17 protein-coding genes are annotated in these 21,156 nt (G+C 56.1%); 5 read left to right on the forward strand and 12 right to left on the reverse strand.

The window, feature by feature from the left end:
• Positions 1 to 98: 98 nt before the first annotated feature.
• Positions 99 to 2,441, forward strand: a complete 2,343-nt coding sequence (locus AMUC_RS09005) for a beta-galactosidase (protein WP_012420719.1) — start codon at positions 99 to 101, stop codon at positions 2,439 to 2,441.
• 258 nt (positions 2,442 to 2,699) lie between these two features.
• On the opposite strand, the gene AMUC_RS09010 is transcribed toward AMUC_RS09005, so the two are convergent.
• Positions 2,700 to 3,302 carry a porin family protein gene (locus tag AMUC_RS09010; RefSeq protein WP_157738274.1) on the reverse strand — a complete coding sequence of 201 codons (603 nt, stop codon included), beginning with the start codon at positions 3,300 to 3,302 and terminating at the stop codon, positions 2,700 to 2,702.
• 104 nt (positions 3,303 to 3,406) lie between these two features.
• Here AMUC_RS09010 and AMUC_RS09015 point away from each other — a divergent pair, with 104 nt between their 5' ends.
• The 4 genes from AMUC_RS09015 to AMUC_RS09030 all read left to right on the forward strand — a co-directional run bounded on the left by AMUC_RS09015 (position 3,407) and on the right by AMUC_RS09030 (position 7,075).
• On the forward strand, positions 3,407 to 4,771 hold the full coding sequence (locus tag AMUC_RS09015) for an amidohydrolase family protein (protein WP_157738275.1): 1,365 nt from the start codon (positions 3,407 to 3,409) through the stop codon (positions 4,769 to 4,771).
• A 146-nt stretch (positions 4,772 to 4,917) separates the two neighbouring features.
• Positions 4,918 to 6,306 (forward strand): dihydrolipoyl dehydrogenase, encoded by a 1,389-nt coding sequence (gene lpdA / locus AMUC_RS09020; protein ID WP_012420722.1) that lies wholly within the window; start codon positions 4,918 to 4,920, stop codon positions 6,304 to 6,306.
• A 53-nt stretch (positions 6,307 to 6,359) separates the two neighbouring features.
• Positions 6,360 to 6,767 (forward strand): nucleotidyltransferase substrate binding protein, encoded by a 408-nt coding sequence (locus tag AMUC_RS09025; RefSeq protein WP_012420723.1) that lies wholly within the window; start codon positions 6,360 to 6,362, stop codon positions 6,765 to 6,767.
• Positions 6,725 to 7,075 (forward strand): nucleotidyltransferase family protein, encoded by a 351-nt coding sequence (locus AMUC_RS09030; RefSeq protein ID WP_042448236.1) that lies wholly within the window; start codon positions 6,725 to 6,727, stop codon positions 7,073 to 7,075. The genes AMUC_RS09025 and AMUC_RS09030 overlap by 43 nt, the downstream gene beginning before the upstream one ends.
• Positions 7,076 to 7,450: 375 nt before the next feature.
• On the opposite strand, the gene sucB is transcribed toward AMUC_RS09030, so the two are convergent.
• The 11 genes from sucB to AMUC_RS09085 form a co-directional block, all read right to left on the reverse strand.
• The gene (gene sucB, locus AMUC_RS09035; RefSeq protein WP_012420725.1) at positions 7,451 to 8,542 is read right to left on the reverse strand and encodes a dihydrolipoyllysine-residue succinyltransferase; all 1,092 of its coding nucleotides are present in this window, start codon (positions 8,540 to 8,542) and stop codon (positions 7,451 to 7,453) included.
• Between the two features lie 15 nt (positions 8,543 to 8,557).
• Entirely contained in the window at positions 8,558 to 11,323 is a 2,766-nt protein-coding gene (locus AMUC_RS09040; protein WP_012420726.1) for a 2-oxoglutarate dehydrogenase E1 component, read from the reverse strand.
• Between the two features lie 63 nt (positions 11,324 to 11,386).
• A complete protein-coding gene (gene cydB, locus AMUC_RS09045) occupies positions 11,387 to 12,424 on the reverse strand; it encodes a cytochrome d ubiquinol oxidase subunit II (protein ID WP_012420727.1) in 1,038 nt (345 codons plus the stop codon).
• Between the two features lie 22 nt (positions 12,425 to 12,446).
• Entirely contained in the window at positions 12,447 to 13,826 is a 1,380-nt protein-coding gene (locus AMUC_RS09050) for a cytochrome ubiquinol oxidase subunit I (protein ID WP_012420728.1), read from the reverse strand.
• 151 nt (positions 13,827 to 13,977) lie between these two features.
• Positions 13,978 to 14,448, reverse strand: coding sequence for a L,D-transpeptidase (locus tag AMUC_RS09055; protein WP_012420729.1), 471 nt, complete (start codon positions 14,446 to 14,448; stop codon positions 13,978 to 13,980).
• A gap of 26 nt (positions 14,449 to 14,474) precedes the next feature.
• Positions 14,475 to 14,930, reverse strand: a complete 456-nt coding sequence (locus tag AMUC_RS09060) for a low molecular weight protein arginine phosphatase (protein ID WP_012420730.1) — start codon at positions 14,928 to 14,930, stop codon at positions 14,475 to 14,477.
• Positions 14,927 to 16,396 (reverse strand): hypothetical protein, encoded by a 1,470-nt coding sequence (locus tag AMUC_RS09065; RefSeq protein WP_012420731.1) that lies wholly within the window; start codon positions 16,394 to 16,396, stop codon positions 14,927 to 14,929. Before AMUC_RS09065 ends, AMUC_RS09060 begins: the two co-directional genes overlap by 4 nt.
• A gap of 18 nt (positions 16,397 to 16,414) precedes the next feature.
• Positions 16,415 to 17,353 carry an aminoglycoside phosphotransferase family protein gene (locus tag AMUC_RS09070; RefSeq protein WP_012420732.1) on the reverse strand — a complete coding sequence of 313 codons (939 nt, stop codon included), beginning with the start codon at positions 17,351 to 17,353 and terminating at the stop codon, positions 16,415 to 16,417.
• 98 nt (positions 17,354 to 17,451) lie between these two features.
• Positions 17,452 to 18,675 carry a tryptophan synthase subunit beta gene (gene trpB, locus AMUC_RS09075; RefSeq protein WP_012420733.1) on the reverse strand — a complete coding sequence of 408 codons (1,224 nt, stop codon included), beginning with the start codon at positions 18,673 to 18,675 and terminating at the stop codon, positions 17,452 to 17,454.
• 160 nt (positions 18,676 to 18,835) lie between these two features.
• Positions 18,836 to 19,270 carry a MarR family winged helix-turn-helix transcriptional regulator gene (locus AMUC_RS09080; protein ID WP_012420734.1) on the reverse strand — a complete coding sequence of 145 codons (435 nt, stop codon included), beginning with the start codon at positions 19,268 to 19,270 and terminating at the stop codon, positions 18,836 to 18,838.
• Between the two features lie 1,375 nt (positions 19,271 to 20,645).
• Positions 20,646 to 21,155 carry a ferritin gene (locus AMUC_RS09085; RefSeq protein ID WP_022198847.1) on the reverse strand — a complete coding sequence of 170 codons (510 nt, stop codon included), beginning with the start codon at positions 21,153 to 21,155 and terminating at the stop codon, positions 20,646 to 20,648.
• Position 21,156: the final 1 nt, after the last annotated feature.

Raw genomic sequence — 21,156 nt, forward strand, 5'->3', positions numbered from 1 at the left:
TAAAACCGGGTCACCGTCTCCTTTTTAAATTGAAAGGAGGTGGTTTTTCATCATAATCTCCCTCTCATTTACCGTAATTAATTATTAATTCCATAATCATGAAATTATCCTTTTTCTCCGTTCTGCTTCTGGCAGGGCATCTTTGTGCGGCTGCTCCCATGCCTTTGCCGGAATCCAATGACGGAGCCAGGCATGTCTTCTCTACTAATCAGGAAAATTTTTTGATGGACGGAAAGCCCGTCAAAATCATTTCCGGGGAAATGCATTATCCTCGCGTGCCGCGCCAGCACTGGAAGGACAGGTTCCAGCGCATAAAGGCCATGGGCATGAATACCGTCTGCACTTATCTGTTCTGGAACGTGCATGAACCGGAACCCGGCAAATGGGACTTTTCCGGCAATCTGGATTTTGTGGAATTCATCAAGGAGGCGCAGAAGGCCGGCCTGTGGGTCATTGTGCGTCCCGGGCCCTATGTGTGCGCGGAATGGGAATTCGGCGGATTTCCCGGCTGGCTGCTGAAGGATGAAGATTTGAAAGTCCGTTCCCAGGATCCCCGCTTCCTGGAACCGGCCATGGCTTATCTTAAAAAAGTCTGTTCCATGCTGGAACCTCTGCAGATTACCAAGGGAGGCCCCATCATCATGGCCCAGGTGGAAAATGAATACGGCTCCTATGGTTCTGACAAGGATTACGTGAAAAAGCATCTGGACGTTATCCGGAAAGAACTTCCGGGAGTTGTTCCCTTCACGTCGGACGGCCCGAACGACTGGATGATCAAGAACGGCACGCTTCCGGGCGTTGTTCCCGCCATGAATTTCGGCGGCGGAGCCAAGGGCGCTTTTGCGAATCTGGAGAAGCACAAGGGCAAAACGCCCCGCATCAACGGCGAATTCTGGGTGGGCTGGTTTGACCACTGGGGCAAGCCCAAGAATGGCGGCAGTACGGAAGGTTTCAACCGAGACCTGAAGTGGATGCTGGAAAATAACGTTTCCCCCAACCTATTCATGGCGCATGGGGGGACCTCCTTCGGCTTCATGAACGGGGCGAACTGGGAAGGCGCCTACACGCCGGATGTAACCAATTACGACTACGGCGCCCCCATTTCCGAAAACGGAACCCTGACGGACCGCTACCGCACCTTCCGCCAGACTATTCAGGATTATTACGGTGATACGTACAAGCTTCCCGAACCTCCCGCCCAGCCGGAAATGATGGAGCTGCCTCCCATCACGTTTACGGAAACAGCCGGCATGTTCTCCCGCCTGCCGCAGCCCGTCATCCGCAAGGAGCCCGTCCACATGGAAGCCTTGGGGCAAAGCCTGGGCTTCATCCTGTACCGGACAAAGGTGAACGGCCCGGTGAAAGGAGAGCTGAAGATGAACAACATGCAGGACCGCGCCATCGTTTACGTGGACGGCAAGAGGCAGGGGGCGGCGGACCGCCGTTACAAGCAGGATTCCTGTGACATTGTCATTCCCTCCGGACTTCACACGGTGGACATTTTTGTGGAAAACATGGGCCGCATCAACTTCGGCGGCCAGATACAGGGCGAGCGCAAGGGCATCCGGGGCCCCATTACGCTGGACGGCAAAAAGCTGGAAAACTTCCTTATCTACAACTTCCCGTGCAAGGGGGTGGAGCTTATTCCCTTCTCCGGCAAGAAGCCGGCGGGCGACCAGCCCGTGTTCCACCGCGGGTATTTCAACGTTTCCAATCCCAAGGATACCTACTTGGATATGCGGGACGGCTGGAAGAAAGGCGTCGTGTGGGTGAATGGACGCAATCTGGGCCGCTTCTGGTTTATCGGCTCCCAGCAGGCTCTTTATTGCCCCGGAGAATACCTGAAGCCCGGGAAAAATGAAATCGTGGTGCTGGACGTGGACGGAGGTTCCGGCACGGTGAAGGGTGTGAAGGAAGCCATTTATGAAGTCAACAGGGACCCCGCCATGGCGGATGTCTTCCGCGTGGGCAAACCTGTGGCCCCCGCTGCCGGCCAGCTGGTGCACAAGGGTTCCTTCGCCAAGGGGGCGGACCAGCAGGAAATCAAATTCCGCGCTCCTGTCCAGGCCCGTTACATAGCTATTGTCAGTAAAAACGCTCATGACAACGGCCCCCATGCCGCCATTGCGGAGCTGAACTTCCTGGATGCCTCCGGCAATCTGCTCCCCCGCGAACAGTGGTCCGTGGTTTATGCGGATTCCCATGAAACGACGGGAGAAGCCGCCCAGGCGGGACTGGTGATGGACAACCAGCCCACCACCTACTGGCATACCAAGTGGCAGGGGGACAACCCCAGGCATCCGCACATGATCGTGCTGGATCTGGGCAAGGTGCAGAAACTTTCAGGATTCCGCTACCTGCCGCGCCAGGACCGGGAAAACGGCCGCATCAAGGACTATGAAGTCTATGCGTCTCCCAAGCCGTTCAAGCCTGCCAAGTAAGATCCTCTGAATTGTTGAGCTTTTCCAGGGCCGCTCCCTCTCGGATGAGGGGGCGGCCTTATTGCGTCCGGATATTCCGGAAGAAAACAGTACCCCCGCTTTTCCCGGACAAGAGTAGTGCCGGTTTAAAGATACGTATCAACTTTTCGTTTTCCTTGTTTTCTGCTGTTGTGCGGGCCGGTATTCCATGCGCAAAAAAAGGCGGCTCCGCAGTATAACGGAGCCGCCGGAAGGCAGTAAAAACCTGATAGCCGGTTGTTAGAAGTTCCAGGAAAAGCCCAGCTTGATGGTGTGGTAGCCGGGATCATTATAACCCTGAATCTGGTAGTATTCGTAGCCGATCAGGAAGTCCGCGCTGTTGGAGATGCTGAACTTGAAACCGGCCTGGGCCGCCCAGGAAAACTTGGTTGAGGAAATGGTGCGGGAACGGCTGCCGTCTTCCAGGCCATGAATGGTGGTCTTCACGTCGCCGTAAGTGGCGCCGACTTTACCGCCCAGATAGAACATGGTGTAGTCGCCGATGGGAAGGTTCAGCGTGTAACCGGCCATCATCGGAATATAGGTGGAACGGAGGCTGGCGGTATAAGGCCCGCTGATGCCCAGGTCCTGCACGCTGGGATGGTGGGAACCGGCCAGGATGCCGCTGTTCAGGGAAATCTGATGAACAATGCTGCCGGTTTCAATATAGTTGAAAATGCTCAGATTGCCGCCGGCCACGTTGGGCATGGCATCTTTGGTGGCGATTCCGTAAGCCCCTTCCAGGGACATGCCGAACTGGCCGTCGTACTTGTCGGCATGATAGGCGCTGGCGGAAGACACGGAGGCCGCAAGGGCCAAACCTAACAGTATAGTCTTGTTCATATGGGGATAAATGGTAAATTTAACTGTAGTCCATTCTTGGCAGTTTTCTCTTTTGAAGTCAAACATGAAATGTCAAATGGATGCGAAATCCCCGAGCCGAGGAGATGAAGTTGCCAGAACCCTCCCGCTGGGGTACATTCTGCGCCATGGAACAACAAGCGTGTGATTTGCTGGTGACCGCTTCCCGCATGCTGGGCGGAGCGGAACAGTCCGTTGCTCCCGGGGATGCGGCCGTCGCCGTCCGGGACGGGAAAATTCTGGAAACGGGAAGCGCCGCAGAACTGGAGGCCAGGTGGAGGCCCGCCGTCCGCAGGAATTTGGGGAATGTGCTGCTGATGCCGGGGCTTATTAATGCCCATACGCATGTCCCCATGACCTTTTTGCGCGGTTTTGCGGATGACTTGCCGCTGATGGAATGGCTGACCGGACATATTTTCCCAGTGGAAGCCCGGCTGACGGATAAAATCGTCTCCCTGGGGGCCCGGCTGGGCATGTATGAAATGATGCGGACGGGCACCACGGCATTTGTAGATTCCTACCTGTTGGAAGCCAACGTTCTCCAGGAGGCGGAACGCATGGGAATGCGCTGTGTGGGCGGAGAGGTTGTTTTTGCCTTTCCCTCTCCGGCGTACGGCGGGTGGGACGGTGCGGAAGCCCTGTACCGGGAGCAGGCGGAGCGCTTTTCCGGCCGCGGCAGGGTACAGGTGGCCCTGATGCCGCACAGCGTGTACACCACCAGTGACGAAGTGCTCCGGCGTTCCATGAAGCTGGCGGAGGAACTGGACCTGATGCTGCATATCCATTTGTCCGAATCCGCCGGGGAAGTGGAGCAGTGCCGTTCCCTGCACGGGGGCAGGCGTCCCGTAGGCTATGCCCGTGATATGGGGCTGCTGAATGAACGCTCCGTGCTGGCCCATATGGTGGACGTGACGGATGAGGAACTGGAACTGGTGGCCGCTTCCGGAGCGGCGGTTGTCCATAACCCGGTCAGCAACCTGAAACTGGCATCCGGCTTCGCCCGCGTGCGGGATATGGTGCGGGCCGGCGTTCCCGTCTCTCTGGGAACGGACGGAGCGTGCAGCAACAACAGTCTGGACATGTTTGAAACAATGAAGCTGGCCGCTATTCTTGCCAAGGGGTACAGCGGGGACGCTACCGCGGTCCCCGCCATGCAGGCGTTGAAGATGGCGACGGAGGAGGGCGCCCGCATTTTCCGGACGCCGGGGCTGGGAACACTGGTTCCGGGGGCTCCCGCGGATATGATCGCCCTGAACCTGGATGAACCGAACCTGTGCCCGATTTTCAACGAAACGTCCCATGCCGTTTATGCCTCTTCCGGCAAGGATTGCGTGTTCACCATGGTGGAAGGGAGAATTTTGTATGATCATGGAATTTACACGGACGGCCTGTATGCGGATACCGCCGCGGAAATGCGGGATCTGGTAAAGTGGGTGAAGAATAGTGATTGAGTATTGAGGATGAGCGAATAAAGGCAGGTTCTCAACACATGCTTTAATCTCTGGGTCCTTACCTCTGCTATCTGTCGGCCTCCCGAACCGGCGCATGCTCATATTCCTTCTTTACCCGCAAGGGGGGATGCCTTTATAGTAATTTCATGCAATATGATCTTATCGTCATTGGTGGAGGCCCTGCCGGCTATGTGGGCGCCATCCGCGCCGCCCAGCTGGGGAAATCCGTGGTGTGCGTGGAACGCGACCGGGTGGGGGGCACCTGTCTGAACTGGGGATGCATCCCCACCAAGGCGCTTCTGAAAAATGCGGAGGCCTACCGGATCGTGACGGACCGCGCCAGGGAATTCGGCATGATGGTGGAGGGCGTCAGCGTGGATTGGAGTGAAGTGATCGGCCGTTCCCGCAAGGTCAGCGACCGCCTGGCAGGCGGCGTGGGGTTCCTCTTCAAGAAAAACAAGGTGGATTCCGTTACGGGGGAAGCCTCCATCATTTCCCCCGGCAGGGTGGAAGTAAAGGCCGCCGACGGAACGGTGAATGTTCTGGAGGGAAAGAATATCCTGATCTGTACCGGCTGCGTCACCCGCACGGTGCCCAGCCTTCCCCTGAACGGCACTACTGTCATCGGCTCCAGGGAAGCCATGGTGCTGGAAAAGCGGCCTGAAAGCATGATCATCATCGGTTCCGGAGCTATCGGCACGGAATTTGCCTACATTTACAATTCATTCGGCACCAGGGTGACGCTTATTGAAGCGCTTCCCCGGATGCTTCCCAATGAAGACGACGACTCCTGCATGACGCTGGAACGGGCATTCAAGAAGCAGGGCATCAAGGTGATGACGGGAGCTTCCGTGGAATCCGTCACGGAAACCTGTGACGGACAGGTCAGGGCCAACGTGAAAAACAGCAGGGGACAGGAAGAGGAAATCACGGCGGACGTCTGCCTGGTGGCCATCGGCGTGAAGCCGGTCGTTCCCGCCGCTCCCGGCCTGGAATTGACGGAAAAGGGATTCATCAAGGTGAATGACCGCTATGCGACTTCCATTCCCGGCGTTTATGCGGCAGGCGACGTGATCGGCGGCGTGCTGCTGGCGCATACGGCTTCTTTTGAAGCTGTCCAGGCTGTGGAGGGCATGTTTAATCCGGACTACCAGCCCCGGCAGGTCGGCTTCTTCCCGAGCTGCACGTACTGCTACCCTCAGGTGGCTTCCGTAGGTAAAACGGAACGCGCCCTCAAGGAAGCGGGCGTGGAATACAAGGTGGGGAAATTCCCCTTCCAGGCCATTGGCAAGGCTGTAGCCGCCGGAGAGCCGGACGGCTTCGTGAAAACCCTGTACGGCGCCAAAAACGGAGAATTGCTGGGTGCCCATATCGTGGGGCCGGAAGCCACGGAACTGATTGCCGCGCTGGGCATCGGCATTCAGGCGGAACTGACGGATGAAGATATCCACGCCACCATTTTCGCCCATCCCACGCTGTCTGAGGCCATTCATGAATCCATGCTGGCTTCCGAGGGGATTGCCATTCACATGTAACGGTTTTCACGGGAAGAGCCCCGCAACGGGGCTCTTTTTCTCCATTAAAAAAGATGAACGATAACCTGCGCTGGAAACAAAGGCTTCAAAACCTGAATAAGGCTTTTTCCCGGTTGCGCCATGCTTGCACGTTGCCGGAATACAATGAACTGGAAATGGCCGGACTGGTGCAGACTTATGAATTTACGTTTGAGCTGTGCTGGAAAACGTTGAAAGATAAGCTGGTCTATGACGGCTACAGCGTTAACAGCCCCCGCGAAGCCATCAGGCAGGCGTTTGGCGCAGATTTGATAGGTCATATTGATTGTTGGCTCCAGGCGCTGGAAAGCCGCAATTTGTTTGTACATACTTATGATGATTCCATCGCGGAAGAGGCGGTTTCCCTGATTAAGGGAAAATTCTTTCCCATGCTGGCCCAATGTGTGGAAAATCTGAACATGATGGCGGAGAAAGAGGACTGAACGATGGCCTGACGGCCAAGGTGCGCTCAGGCATCCGGGAAATTCTTTCACAGACTCCGCAGATTAGGAAAGCCGTTTTATTCGGTTCCCGCGCCCTAGGCACGTGGAAGCCTGCGTCCGATATCGATCTTGCCCTGGAGGGCGAGGAGCTGGATTTGTCCGTCCTTTTGACTCTCCAAGCGCGTCTCACAGAGTTGAACCTGCCTGTGGAAGTGGACTTGATTATTCGTAACAAAATTACTAATCCTGATTTGGAGAGTCATATCCATGCTTATGGCCAGGAATGGTTTTCCCGTTCCATGGAATGAAGGGGGGTGATTCCGGAGGGGCCTGCCTTTGAGAGGTGATAAAGTGCCTATGGGCTCGCTAAAAAATAGTTGGCCATTTCACGGAAGTTTTTTCACAAAGACCGGGAAACCGGATTTATCCGGTTGGACGGAATGCGGGCGTAAAGCCCGCAAAGCGCGGATCAAATTATTGTCCCATGTAGCTCTGCCATTAGGGAAAACGGTAAAAGGGCAAAAAATTCCATGGTTTGGCCCGAAGACGGACGCTTGGGAGCGGAAGTTTGATTCGCTACTGTTTTTCCGGGGCAACGCGCCGAAAGGACTGATTTCCGGGAAAATACTCCAAAGCGGGAAAGGCATTCAGTCTTTCTTCTTTAGTCTTTTTCCCACGGTTCCTCACAGCTCGAACACCGGGTTTTCCACGGCATTTTTTACGGTAATGAGGAATTGCACGGCCTGCTTGCCGTCCACCAGGCGGTGGTCGTAGGAAAGGGCCAGGTACATCATGGGCCGGGCGGTGATTTGGCCGTCCCGGACCACGGGGCGTTCCTGGATGGCATGCATGCCCAGAATGCCGCTCTGGGGCGGGTTCAGGATGGGCGTGGAAAGAAGCGACCCATATGTTCCGCCGTTGGAGATGGTGAAGCAGCCGCCTTGCAGATTCTGCATGGACAGGTTTCCCCTGCGTGCTTTTTCCGTCAGGGAAGCGAGTTCCAGTTCCAGCTCCGGAAGCGTTTTCCGGTCGCAGTCCCGCAGCACGGGGACGACGAGACCCTTATCTGTGCCGATGGCTATGGAGATGTCATAGTACAGGTTTTCCACGATGTCCGTACCGTCTATTCTGGCGTTGACCTGGGGCACTTCCTGCAATGCTTTGACTACGGCCTTGATAAAGAAGCTCATGAAACCGAGTTTGGTTCCGTACCGTTCCCGGTACGCTGCATTGAATTGTTTGCGGAGTTCCATCACGGAGGACATGTCGCATTCGTTGAAGGTAGTCAGGATGGCCGCCTGGTGCTGGGCCTCTACCAACCGTGCCGCGATGGTACGGCGCAACGGGCTCATGGGTTTTCTGATGAAGCGCGGAGAAGCCTCCTTTACTGTTTTCCCATTTTTTCCGGAGGTTGTCTGATCCGGTGAGGATGTTTTCTTTTCCGGCTTTTGTTCCGGGGCGCCAGTCACAGGTGAGGAGGGACCGGAAGCGGGTTTCTCCCGCGTTTCCAGTGGTACGGAGGGCGGTGCGGCGGAACTTCCGTCAAGGGGGGAAATGCGGCCTAAAACCGCGCCGATGGGGGCTTCCGCCCCTTCCGGGACGAGGATTTCCAGCACGCCGCTTTCATCCGCCTCCAAATCCGTGGAAACCTTGTCCGTTTCCAGCGTCACCAGAGTGTCGCCTTTGGCTACCGGGTCGCCGGCATTCTTGTGCCACGCGGCTACGGTGGCGGAGGTGATGGATTCTCCAAAGTTGGGAGTCAGGATGTCGCTCATGGGAGTAAAATGGGTTCAGGATTGGGCCCGCGGCCCGAAGGCAGCGGCGATGAGTCTTTTTTGTGCGGCGGCGTGCAGCGCTTTGGCCCCCTCCGCAGGGCAGGCCATGGAGGGGCGGCCCGCATAGCGGAAGGAAGTGGCGAAGAGGCGTCCCAGCCTGTTCCGCAGGTGGCCCCAGGCCCCCATATTGGAGGGTTCTTCCTGGCACCAGACGAAGTCGCGCACTTTTTGGTAGGGCGCCAGCAGATAGGTAAGCTGTTCCTGCGCCAGAGGATAGATTTGTTCCAGACGGATGATTACCGTGTCTGAAATATTCCGTTCCCTGCGGTAGGCAGCCAGGTCATAATAGATTTTCCCGGTGCAGAAGACGGCGCGCGTGACCTGGTCCGGCGCGGGAGTATCCGGATCCGGCAGCACTTCGCGGAAACGGGTGGAGGCCAGGAATTCCCGGTGCGGGGAGACGGCCTCCGGACGGGAGAGCAGGCTTTTGGGCGTGAAAATAATCAGGGGTTTGTGCACGTTCCGGTGCACCTGGCGGCGCAGGGCGTGGAAATACTGGGCCGGAGTGGTGGGATTGATGACCTGCATGTTGTCATCCGCACAAAGCTGTAGGTAGCGTTCCATGCGGGCGCTGGAGTGTTCCGAGCCTGCTCCTTCATAACCGTGGGGTAGCAGAAGTACCATGCGGTTCTTCTGGTTCCATTTGGCTTCTGCGGCAGCAATGAATTGGTCCACGATGACCTGGGCCCCGTTGGAAAAGTCCCCGAATTGGGCCTCCCACATGACCAGCGCGTCCGGACTTTCCAGCGCGTAGCCGTATTCAAAGCCCAATACGGAGGCTTCCGACAGGGATGAGTTGTAAATGCGGAATGCGGTGGTGCCGTGGTTCAGTTTTTCCAGGGGAGTGTACAGGGAGCCGTCATTGAAGTCGTGCAGGACGGCGTGCCGCTGGGAGAAGGTGCCGCGCTGGCAGTCCTGTCCGGACAGGCGCACGGTGTGGTTTTCCGTGAGCAGGCTGCCCCATGCCAGGGATTCCGCCATGGCCCAGTCCAGCAGGCCGCCTTCCCGGAAGGCTTCCCGGCGGCGGGCCAGGAAGCGTTTTTCCAGCGTGGGGTGGGGCGTGAAGCTGTCCGGAAGTTCCGTAAGGATACTTCCGACGCGCTGGAACAGTTCCGGACTGATTCCCGTCCGCGTGCTGGTGCGCGGGAGGGGCGTTTCATCCGCATCCTGCGCGGTGGCGGGCAGGATGTAGTCCGCGGGGTTTTCCTTCATTTGCAGGTAGGCCTGTTCCATACCTTCCCAAAGGTCATTCCGAATGTCCCGCTCCTGTTGTTCCGTCAATTCCCCTCTCTTTCTGAGCGCCGTCCCATACAGGGCGGCAGCGGTGGGGCGCGCCTCAATCCGCTTGGTCTGCATGGGCGCGGTGAAGGCGGCCTGGTCCGTTTCATTGTGGCCCAGACGGCGGTAACAGTACATGTCCAGAATGATGTCCCTTCCGAATTCCTGGCGGAACTGGAGCGCGAAGTCCGCCGCCCACACCAGGTCTTCCGGGCTTTCTCCGTTGATGTGCAGGATGGGGGATTGGAGCATCTGCGCCACGTCCGTGGCGTAGCGGGAGGAGCGGGCTTCGTCCGGGCTGGTGGTGAAGCCGATCTGGTTGTTGATGACGAGGTGCACGGTGCCGCCCGTGCGGTAACCTTTCAGCAGGGAGAGATTGAGTACTTCCGCCACGATGCCCTGTCCTGAGAAAGCGGCGTCCCCGTGCAGGACGAGCGGCAGCACACGCTTGCGTTCCGCGTCTTGCAGGTTGTGCTGCATGGCCCTGGCCCTGCCTTCCACCACAGGATACACGGCTTCCAGATGGCTGGGATTGGAGGAAAGGCGGATATGGAGTTCTTTACCGTCCACATGACGTGTGGCGGCGTAACCGAGGTGGTATTTGACGTCGCTCCTGCCGATGGGGGATTCCGGCAGGTAGTCCGGCGTGAATTCGCGGAAGATGGTTTTCAGCGGTTTGTGGAGAATATTGGCGAGCACATTCAGCCTTCCGCGGTGGGCCATGCCCATTTCAATGTGAGAGACTCCGGCGGCGGGGCAGCGCTTGATCATGGCGTCCAGCAGGACGATGGCTCCTTCCCCTCCTTCCAGGGAAAAGCGTTTTTCCCCCATGAAGCGCTTGCCCAGGAATTCCTCAAACAGTTCCGCCTTGCAGAGATGGAACAAGGCTTCTCTCCGGACTTCCGGGCCATAATCCACGCCGTTTGCCCGGAGCTGGATTTTTTCTTCAATCCAGGAGCGGATTTTAAGATTGTCTATGTGGTGGTATTCAAATCCGATGGCTCCACAATAGATTTTTTGCAGCCTAGTGATGATTTCACGGAGCGTGAACGTTCCTCCGTCCATGAAGGTGCCGATGTTGACGGGCTGGTCCATATCCTCCTCTCGGAATCCCATATCTTCCGGATTGACGGGGCAACCGGTCTGGTCCGGAGGAGCCAGCGGGTTAAAGCGGGCGCATTGGTGTCCCATGACCCGGTAGGCCCGGATGAGCTGGTTGACGCGCCCGCGGCGTTCCGCGCTTTCCGGAGGAACGGTGTAGGGGGATGTGTCCGCGGCGTTCCCCGCATTTTCTTTTTCCCGGGGGGCTCCACCGCTCCCCAGTTCGTAGCCGTCGAACCAGGCGGCCCAGAGAGGGTCCACGGACAGGGGATCGTTTTTCCATGATTGATGGAGCGCCGTAATTTCCTCCGGCGGGAGTTTGGAGAAGATGGAGGCATTCATGCGGCAGGGCGGATGGTACAGGGCGTTTTCGGTTCGCTGATCGCTATTTTTGCCCGCAGGGCATCAGTAACTGTGTTCGTTGAGCTGGACTTTTCCGCGGAAGACCCAGTAAATGGCAGCGGAATAAGCCAGGACGAGCGGCACGCCCAGAATGGCTATGTATGTCATCACGACCAGGCTTTCCCGGGTGGATGAGCCGTTGGCGAGCGTCAGGGAATGTTCCGGATTGGGCATGGAGTAGAGCAGGTTGGGGAACATCGCTGTCCCGAAGAGAGCCATCATGCAGCCCATGGTGGAGCAGGAGGCGACAAAGGCCCAGCCCGGACGGTTCCTGTGGATGAATATCCAGATGGACGCGATGGAAATGACTGCCAGGGCAGCGATTCCGTAAATCCAGGGGGAGCGTTCCAGGGCGGCCGCTACGTGCGGCACGTACAGCAGGGTGGCCGCCCCGTGCAGGATGATCAGGACAGTGAAGATGATGACGCAGGGTCTGAGCAGTTTTCTGATTTGTTCCTGCAGGCTTCCCTGGGTTTTCATCAGCAGGTAGATTCCCCCGTGCATGGAGAACAGGGCGACCGTCGTCAGTCCCAGAAGAATGGAATAAGGATTCAGCAGGCTGAGAAATGTTCCGGTGAAGTTGCCATGGTCGTCCAGAGGAATGCCTTTGGTGACGTTCCCCATGGCTACGCCGATGAGCAGAGCTGCCAGAAGGCTGCTGATGGAGAAAGTGGTGTCCCATCCCCTGCGCCACCATTTCATGGGCTGTTTGCTTCTGAATTCAATGGACACGGCACGGAAGATAAGGGTGAGCAGCAGGAGCATGAAGGCCAGGTAAAACCCGGAGAAGACGGAGGCGTATACGTACGGAAAGGCAGCGAAGAGGGCTCCTCCGCCTGTGATGAGCCAGACTTCGTTTCCGTCCCATACAGGGCCCACGGCATTTAGTGTGAGTCTTCTGTTTTCATCGCCCTTGATGAAAAGCTGAAGAGCTCCGGTGCCCAGGTCAAAGCCGTCCAGGATGGCGTATCCGGAGAAAAGCACGCCGACGAGGATGAACCAGATGATTTGCAGGTCTGCGAGAGTGAGATTGTCCAACATGATTTTTAAAGAGGGATAAAGATTAGTCTTTGACAAAAGGAACCTGGAGTTTGCCTTCCCCGGCGCCGTCGTCTTCGCCAGCTTCCTGGTCCGGACCTTTGTGGATCTTATGGGTGATTTGATAGAGGAAGAGGGCCAGCAGCAGGGCATAAATGACGAAGAACATACCCAGGGAGGAAAGGGCTTCCGCCGCGGTGAGGGTGGGGGATACGGCGTGTTCCGTTCTCAGGATGCCGTACACAATCCATGGCTGGCGCCCCAGTTCCGCTACGGCCCAGCCCGCCTGGTTGGCTATTTGCGGGCCCAGTACGGAGAAAACAAAGCACCAGAGCAGCCAGCGCTTCTGGAAGAGCCAGCCTCTTTTCCACCCCCACAGGCCCGCCAGAAACAGGGCCGCCAGGGCGCAGCCGATCAGGATCATGAGATGGAAGGAGTAAAAGACGGGCAGGATGGGAGGGCGTTCGTCCTGCGGGATGTCGTTCATGCCGGTGATGGACGTGTCCAGGTCGTGATGGGTCAGGAGGGTGAGCAAGTACGGGATGGAGATTCCCGTCACTTCATGGGTGGACGGGTTCATCCAGCCGATGAGATGGAGGTCCTGAGGGGCGCCGGATTCCATGACGCCTTCCATAGCCGCGAATTTGGCAGGCTGGTGGACGGAGACTTCTCGTGCGCTGGAATCTCCCGTGATGCCCATGCCAGCCACGCCGATGAGGCCGATGACCAATGCCACCTTGAAGCTTTTTTCCGATCCTCCGGTAAAACGTTTTTTCAAAATATACCAGGCGGAGACGCTGAGGACGAGCGTGGCTCCCGCCAGCCAGCAGCCGGCGAGCGCGTGCGTCAGGCGGTCCACGGTGGACGGATTGAAGACCACGTCATAGAAGCTGGTTATATGGGCCTGGATTTTCCCGTTTACTTCCACCAGCTTGTATCCGGCGGGAGTCTGCATCCAGGAGTTGGCCACAATGATCCAGATGGCGCTGAAATGGGCGCCAAGAGCGACCATGCAGGAGGAAAGAAAGTGCATTTTTGGGCCCACCTTGTCCCAGCCGAAAAGCAGGATGGCCAGGAAGCCTGATTCCAGGAAGAAGGCGAAGATTCCCTCCGCCGCCAGGGGGCTGCCAAAGATGTCGCCTACGCAGCGGGAATAATCCGCCCAGTTGGTGCCGAACTGGAATTCCATCACGATGCCGGAGGCTACGCCAAGGGCGAAGATGATACCGAAGATTCTGGTCCAGAATTTGGCCTGCTTGTGGTAGAGGTCATTCTTCGTTTTCAGCCACAGGCCTTCCAGGGCGACCAGAACCACCCCCAGGCCGATGGTCATCGGCGGGAAGATGTAGTGGAACATGATCGTGATGGCGAATTGGAGACGGGATAATAAGACCGGATCGTCCATGATTGATTGGGGATGAGTGGATGTTTATGGAACAGGAGGACGGCAGCCAAACACCGATACCTTCATACTTTATACATCCCAAGAGACCCTTTGTTCAATTATTTTCCTTTTCCGTGGATAACTTTTTAGATTACGTCTAGAAAAGAAAGGCTTAACACTGGATGAACACGTCCATCCCTTCTTCCGCCAGAGCAAAAAGAGCCATCATGTCCCTGGGAGAAAGGCGTATGCAGCCATGGGAAGCCGGGGTGCCCAGCAGTTCCGTATCGTTGGTGCCGTGGATGTAAATATAGCGGCTCCGGGTATTGGCGTTGTGCGGTTCCAGTCCGTCCAGCCACAGAATGCGGGTCAGGATGAAGTCGGAATGTTCATTCAGACTTTTCGGGATGGCGGTGGGATAGCGGCCTGCCGGAAGGCGTGAGATGAAAATAGTGTCCTCCGGTTCTCCGTCTCCGATTTTTTTGCAGATGCGGAAATGACCTGTGGGGGTTTTCCCGGAACCTTCTTCATGGCCTGTACCTGCCTTCCCGCTGGAAACGGGGCATTGGAGCAGGATTTTTCCGGATTTTTCCAGCACCAGTTCCTGGCGGGGCAGATTAATGCGTATGGAAGGGGAAGCCATGACGGGGGAAGGAGTCAAAGATGTTGCTACTCCTGTTGCTCCATCCGGGCAATGATGGCCTGGATGGCGGTTGTCAATTGCCGCGCTACATTGTTGTAGGCTGTCTGTCCGCAGCCGATGGGGTCGGCGATGCCGCGGTTGCCCGTGTAGCAGGTGACCAGCCTGACCTTGTCCGCATGTTCGGGGAAATTGGCAAGCAGGGCGGCCAGGTGGCTTTCCGTCATGGCGTAGACATCTGTGGCGTTTTTCATCAGTTCATCCGTAACAGGGCGGCTTTCATGGCTGGAGAGATTGACGCCATGCTCCCGGAGGACGTGGAGCGTTTCCGGACTGGCTGCCTGCCCGGGCCATGCGGCTGTTCCTGCGGAACCGGCCTGCCATTCCGGATGGTGCGCGGAAAGTTTCCGGAACAGGCCTTCCGCCATGGGGCTGCGGCAGGTGTTGCCGGTGCAGATGAAGAGGATGTGCTTGCGCTGTGTCATGAGTCGGGGCGTTCTCTTTTGGAGTGATGGGGGATAGGTACTTCGTTGGGTTCCTGATACAAGTTGTCCGGGGGCAGCACATAGCCGGCTCCGCTGCCTTCCGACGAGGGGGGGGCGTCGTCTTCTTCATCTTCATCCTCTGCATCGCGGGAGGGGGGGGAAAGCTGGGGGAACAGACTGCACGCCAGGGCTACGCACAGCACCGCCGTTACGGGAGTCATGACGGGGAACCATGTATCATGAGCGGAAAACAGGTACCATGCAATGAACGGAACGAACAGGATACAGAGGCCCCAGGTGATGAAGCGCCCTCTGCGTTGGAAACGCGAAGCCCATACGGACAGAAGCAGGACATCCAGCACGATGATCCATTGTACCCAGGCGGGGGCTATGGGAATCAGGACGGCAGGGGCAGGGGCAAGCGCTCCCATGATGCTGCGGACAGTTTGCGCCGCCAGAAGGGATTGCGCGTCCGGCGTGTCGGAAAGGGCGGATGGTTCGGAAACAAGTACCGCATCCGCAGAGGAAAGCAGTTTTCTGACGGCAGTAGTATCCGGCGGGCGCAGGCCGGACATGACGGGGACGATTACTTCCTTGGTGTCCAGAATGGTGGGGCTGCTGTTTGCCGCCAGGGGGATGCGGCCGTGTTTATCCAGAGGAATGGAGCGTTTGCCGCCCAGAAAAAGGGTGTCTCCCGGAATGATTCTGACATCACCGGGTTTCAGATCCAGGGCATTCAGAGCGGCGACCAGAGGAAGAGTGGGAATGATATCCCCGCCCCAGCGGATGAAAAGCGGAAGGGAGACCCTGTTTTCCGGAGCTGGGGAAAACAGCTCGTTATTCTCCACGACGGTTCCCAGGGAGGGGGCTGACGTGGTTATTTGCGGAGGTTTCCCTACGAACCTGTCCGCGCGCGGGAACTGGTCCGTCTTTCCTACGATGTTGGAAGCGGGAATAATCAAGTCTTTCCAATCCGGCGGAAGGGGCGAGTGGCGGGCGGATTCGCTCATTTGCCGGCCCAGAGCCTTGTGGAGGAAGCGGTCCAGTTCATACCCCACGGCGGCTTTGACGATGCTGTCCGGCTTTTCTTCCCAGGTCATGGGGGACATCACGTAAACATTCCTGGCTCCCTGTTCATACAGGTGCCGGAACAGCACTGTGTAATCCATGGGATTGGGAGGATAGGAGGCGAAACTGTTCAGTGATGATTCCCGGTGCAGGGAAACCACGGGAAGCTGGGCCGTCTGCCCTTTGTTGAAGTAATCGTAGGGCTGGAGGACGATGCTGTTTTCCGTATTCAGCCCTTCCGGGTGAACAGTCCGGTATTCCTCAGCCAGCAAATGTTCCGCTGCCTGTTCATAACAGAAAATGGTAGGAGGAAGAAGCACATACCCCAGAATCCAGCCCAGCCCCAGGGAAATCTGGAACAGGGACAGGACAAGCAGGAATTTGGGGGGAAGCGTCATCAGAGGGGCTGGGAAAAATCATGCTAGCATAGCAGCCAGCGGTTCTGCAAGCGTGGAGCCGGGCAGAAGCTTCCGCAGGTGTCCCAGCCCGGCGGGAATCTGAGCCAGATACCAGGTTTTTCCCTGATTGTGGCCGATATTGGCGTAAGCGCCCAGCATCTGCATAATCCGTTGCAGGGCGCAGGCACGGAAAATGCGGTGATCTATGGAGTGAGCGGAGATATTTTCCCACTCCCTGAGCAATTCATCCGCCTGTTCCGGTTCCAGACGGGCGTAGCCGTCATAGACCAGGGAGGCCAGATCATATTCCGGACGGCCGCCGCGCATGCCCTGAAAATCAATCAGCCAGGTTTTTCCCGCGTGGATATGCACGTTCTGGGACTGGCTGTCCCGGTGGACGGGGCATTCCGGAAGGGCCGCCAGAAACTGCGCCTGCTCTTTCAGGGCGGGATGGTTCAGGAAAGAAGCTGTTTCCAACCCCAGGTGGGATCCCAGGAAATGTTCAGCAAAATAGGACTGCTCCCAGCGGTACAAGGCCTCGTCAAAAGCGGGCTGGAGGGGGAATTCCTCCGGAAACGGGCAGGAGTGAAGCAGATGGAGTTGTTCCATAGCCCGGATGTAGCGCAGGCGCAGGGAAGGCCAGGGTTCTTTCCGGAAAGCCAGCAGGTTGGCGTCTCCCAGGTCTTCCACCAAGGCGGCTCCGCATCCGGGACCAAGAGGTTCATAATCGTAAATTTCCGGCACGTTGACACCGTGGGCGTGCAGATGCCGGGCTGCGGGGATAAAAGAATCATTGTCCGCACGGTCATTTCCCCACTGGATGCCGATGCATGTGCGGCCGCCAAAATGGATGCGGACGATCGTACGGCCGGAGGCTCCCAAAGCCAGGGGACGGAAATCTTCCTGACGCGGAATAATGTGAAAACTCCGGTGAACCAGACGGGACAATTCTTTCATGGAAAGGTGGCGTGGCTGCGTTAAGAGCCTTGCGTAAGGATGGCGTATGAAGGATGACGGCACCCTTCATACGCCGAAAATGAGGAAAGGCAGGGCAATCAGGCGGGGAACTGGTGGTCTTCCCCATAGCCGTAATGCTCCACGACGTAATCCACATCCTTGTCTCCGCGGCCGGAGCAGTTTACCAGAATGGCGCCTCCTCTGTTTTCCCGTGCCCACTTCATGGCATACGCGATAGCGTGGGAGCTTTCCAGAGCGGGAATGATCCCCTCGTAACGGGAAAGTTTGAAGAAGGCGTCCACGGCTTCCTCGTCTGTGGCGGTGACATAGTTAACGCGGCCGATGTCGTGCAGATAGGCGTGTTCCGGCCCTACGGAAGGATAATCCAGGCCGCTGGCTACGGAATGAACCGGTCCCGGATTACCGTCTTCATCCTGGAGCATGATGCTTTCAAAACCGTGCAGGACGCCCTTGCGTCCATAGGTGATGGAGGCGGAATGATCCCCAAGCCTGGGACCTTTGCCGAGGGGTTCTACGCCATAGATATCCAGCGGGTCTCCCAGGAAGGCGGTAAACATGCCCATGGAATTGCTGCCGCCGCCCACGCAGGCGCAGACGGCGTCCGGCAGAAGTCCCGTCATTTCCAGGAATTGTTCCCGGGCTTCCACGCCGATGCACATTTGGAAATCGCGCACCATTTGCGGGAAAGGGTGGGGGCCTACCACGGAACCGATGCAGTAAATGGAATCCTGATAACTGTTCAGGTAAGATTCAAAGGCGGAATCCACAGCTTCCTTCAAGCTTTGGAGGCCGTGCGTGACAGGAACCACCTTGGCACCCAGGATTTTCATGCGGGTGACATTCGGAGCCTGCTTGGCAATATCTACCGCTCCCATGTGAATTTCGCATTCCAGGCCGAAGAAGGCGGCGGCTGTAGCCAGCGCCACGCCATGCTGTCCTGCGCCCGTTTCCGCGATAATGCGCTTCTTGCCCATGTATTTGGCCAGAAGGCCTTCCCCCATGCAATGGTTGAGCTTATGGGCGCCTGTATGGTTCAAATCTTCCCTCTTCAGGTAAATTTGAGAGGTGCCCAGGTGGCGGGAAAGGCGTTCGCAGTGGTAAACTGGGGTGGGACGTCCCTGAAACTGTTTGCGGATGCGCCGCAATTCATTAATGAACTGGGCGGAGTGGGCTATCGTCTGGTAGGCTTCCGTAATTTCTTCAAAAGCGGGAACCAGCTCGTCCGGCAGGTAAACGCCGCCGTATTCGCCAAAACGGCCCTGGGCGTCTGGAAAATTGCGTAAATAAGTATGGAGATCCATGGTCTGTTGCGTTCGTGACTGCCAGTATTTAGCACGATGCCACAGTTCAGGCAAAAACAATCTCCCCGGAAGCCCTTTTAAAAAAGAAAGGAAAGAAAAAGGACTTCCCCGTAACAAGGGAACGGTTTCTCCGGGAGAGACCGGGAGGAAAAATCGGAAATCAGGCCAAACGGCGCTTTCTGATGGATTTTCCGGTATCGGCAAGCGTCTGGCGTGCGTCCGGATCCGCTCCGGCCATCAAGGCTGCCAGATCCCGAACGATGTTCTGGCGCATGCGAGCTACCAGATCGCGCCCTTCCTGGGTGATGGCGACCATGATTTTGCGGCGGTCTTTGGCTGCGCTCATGCGTTTCAGGTAGCCCATTTCCTGTAATTTATCCACCATGCCGGTAGCGGCCGCGGTAGAATGCCCCATTTTCTGGGCAATGCTGGACATGCTCAGAAAATCTTCGCTGGCCAGATAAGTCAGCAGGAAAAACTGGGGGTAGGAAACCTTGCCCTCATTCAATTCTGAAGAAAGGTTCAGAATGCAGGAACGTTGCGTGAACAGGATGAAATCCGCCAGCTTGTTTGCTTCTTCGGAAATGGAGCTCATGATCGTTGTGAATGTATGGGAGGGTTGATAGCGATACCCGTCCGGAGACTCGCCGGCGGTTCGGCCAACCTACCGCCGCGTCCTTCTGCGGGCAAGTCAAAAATATAAATTTTTATTAAAATTTTACATTTGCGGATAATAAACATTTTGATGGTATTTGAAATACAATATGTTGACTGTTAATAGAATGGATATATTCTGAATATATAATGTGAATAACATGTTAAAAATAGATATAAACTATTGATAAACGGTGGTTTTTCACAAAACTTCCGGGAATCCGCAGCAAATCTGGCATAAAGAGGCGTTGCAGCATGACAAGCCTGGATTGAAGAGGGCTCTTGTGCAGAGGCTTTTCATGGGAAATAAAGCCTTGCCGGAGGAAAATTTTATACAGCGGGAAGCAATATTTTCCTGCCCTTGAGACGGACTTGGAACTTCTGCAGTCTTGACGTGAGAGTAGAGAAAGGGGGCGTTGAAAACTTTCTTTCATGGCCTCCTTCCTGCCGCGATAGTTGCGGTTCCTTGTTTACGGCGGTATGAGTCTATGACGATTGTAAAGGCAGGAAAAACCTTTTTAAACGGTCCTGGAAGGAGGGGAAAAGAACAAACGGAAACCTGCCCCATACTGATGGAGCAAGCGCCGTTACAGACCCGGTCTGGGAATGACGCTCTGCTTTTGGGAGAGAAAAATTGCTTCTTCCCCAAAAGTCAAAGGCTGGCGGAAGTAATAGGGGAAAATGCTCAAGGAGCCGGAAAAAGACTGCCGGGGTTCTAAGAGGTTACCTGCAAAACTCCTATTATCCGGAACGGCCTATTTTGAAAATAGTCCAGCGGCAGTGAAAGGGCCGGGCGCATCAACCGCATTAATAAATGCTCCATTATAGATGACGCATCATTGGTTATCGGCACGGTGTGTAAAAGAGCAATTGCGCCGTCCATGTTCATATTCTGAAGGTCCGTTATCAAATGTTTACGACCATGGAACTTAGAGCCGTTACCATTACATTTCAATGATATCGGTTTGCTGGGGATGCGTGGTTCATTAATTTTTTCAGCATTTATTGTTTACGAGTGGTTCTTATGTCATTCCTCGCTATTCCGCACAATGGAAAATTTTGTGATCCGCCGGCCTGTTTCCTGAAAAATAAGAAAGACGGCGTTGCTTGCCGTCCCAGCCGCCGCCATACAGCAACTCCAGCTGCTTGCAGCATTGCAGGCAGAAAATCATGGAATAAAGCATTACTGCCGGCAACATCATTGCATGCCGTCAATCTTATGCTTGTATCCGCAAGATATTTTATTCCCCCGCCATTCTCCGGTAAGTTTTTCTGGAACTCTTTTCCGGAGAATGGACGGAGAACAATAGCAACAACTAGTTGGCGGGAGGCGGCGTAAAGGTGCGGGCTGACATATCCTTGTCCAGAACCAGCATTCCCTGTCCTTCTCCCTTAATCATGCGTAATTTGCTGATGATGTCCTTGACGGTTTCTTCCTCTTCCACCTGTTCGGTGACAAACCATTGCAGGAAAATATCCGTGGCGAAATCCCGTTCTTCCTTGGCAAGATGCACCAGTTCGTTGATTCGGCGAGTGACTTCCTGTTCGTGGGACAGCGTTTCTTCAAAAATTTCAAGAATATTGGACCAGTTTGCATCCGGAGCGTCTATGGAAAGCATTGTAACCTGGCCTCCGCGGGAAAGAAGGAAATCATAAAATTTCAGCGCATGAGCGGTTTCTTCCTGATATTGAATGCGCATCCAGTGGGAAAAACCTGTCAGACCGGCATCTTGCAGATAGGCGGACATGGCCAGGTAAAGGTTGGCTGAATACATTTCCCATTTGATTTGCTCATTAAGAGCAGTTGCCATTGTTGTACTGATCATA

The sequence above is a fragment of the Akkermansia muciniphila ATCC BAA-835 genome (assembly GCF_000020225.1).
GTDB lineage: Bacteria > Verrucomicrobiota > Verrucomicrobiia > Verrucomicrobiales > Akkermansiaceae > Akkermansia > Akkermansia muciniphila.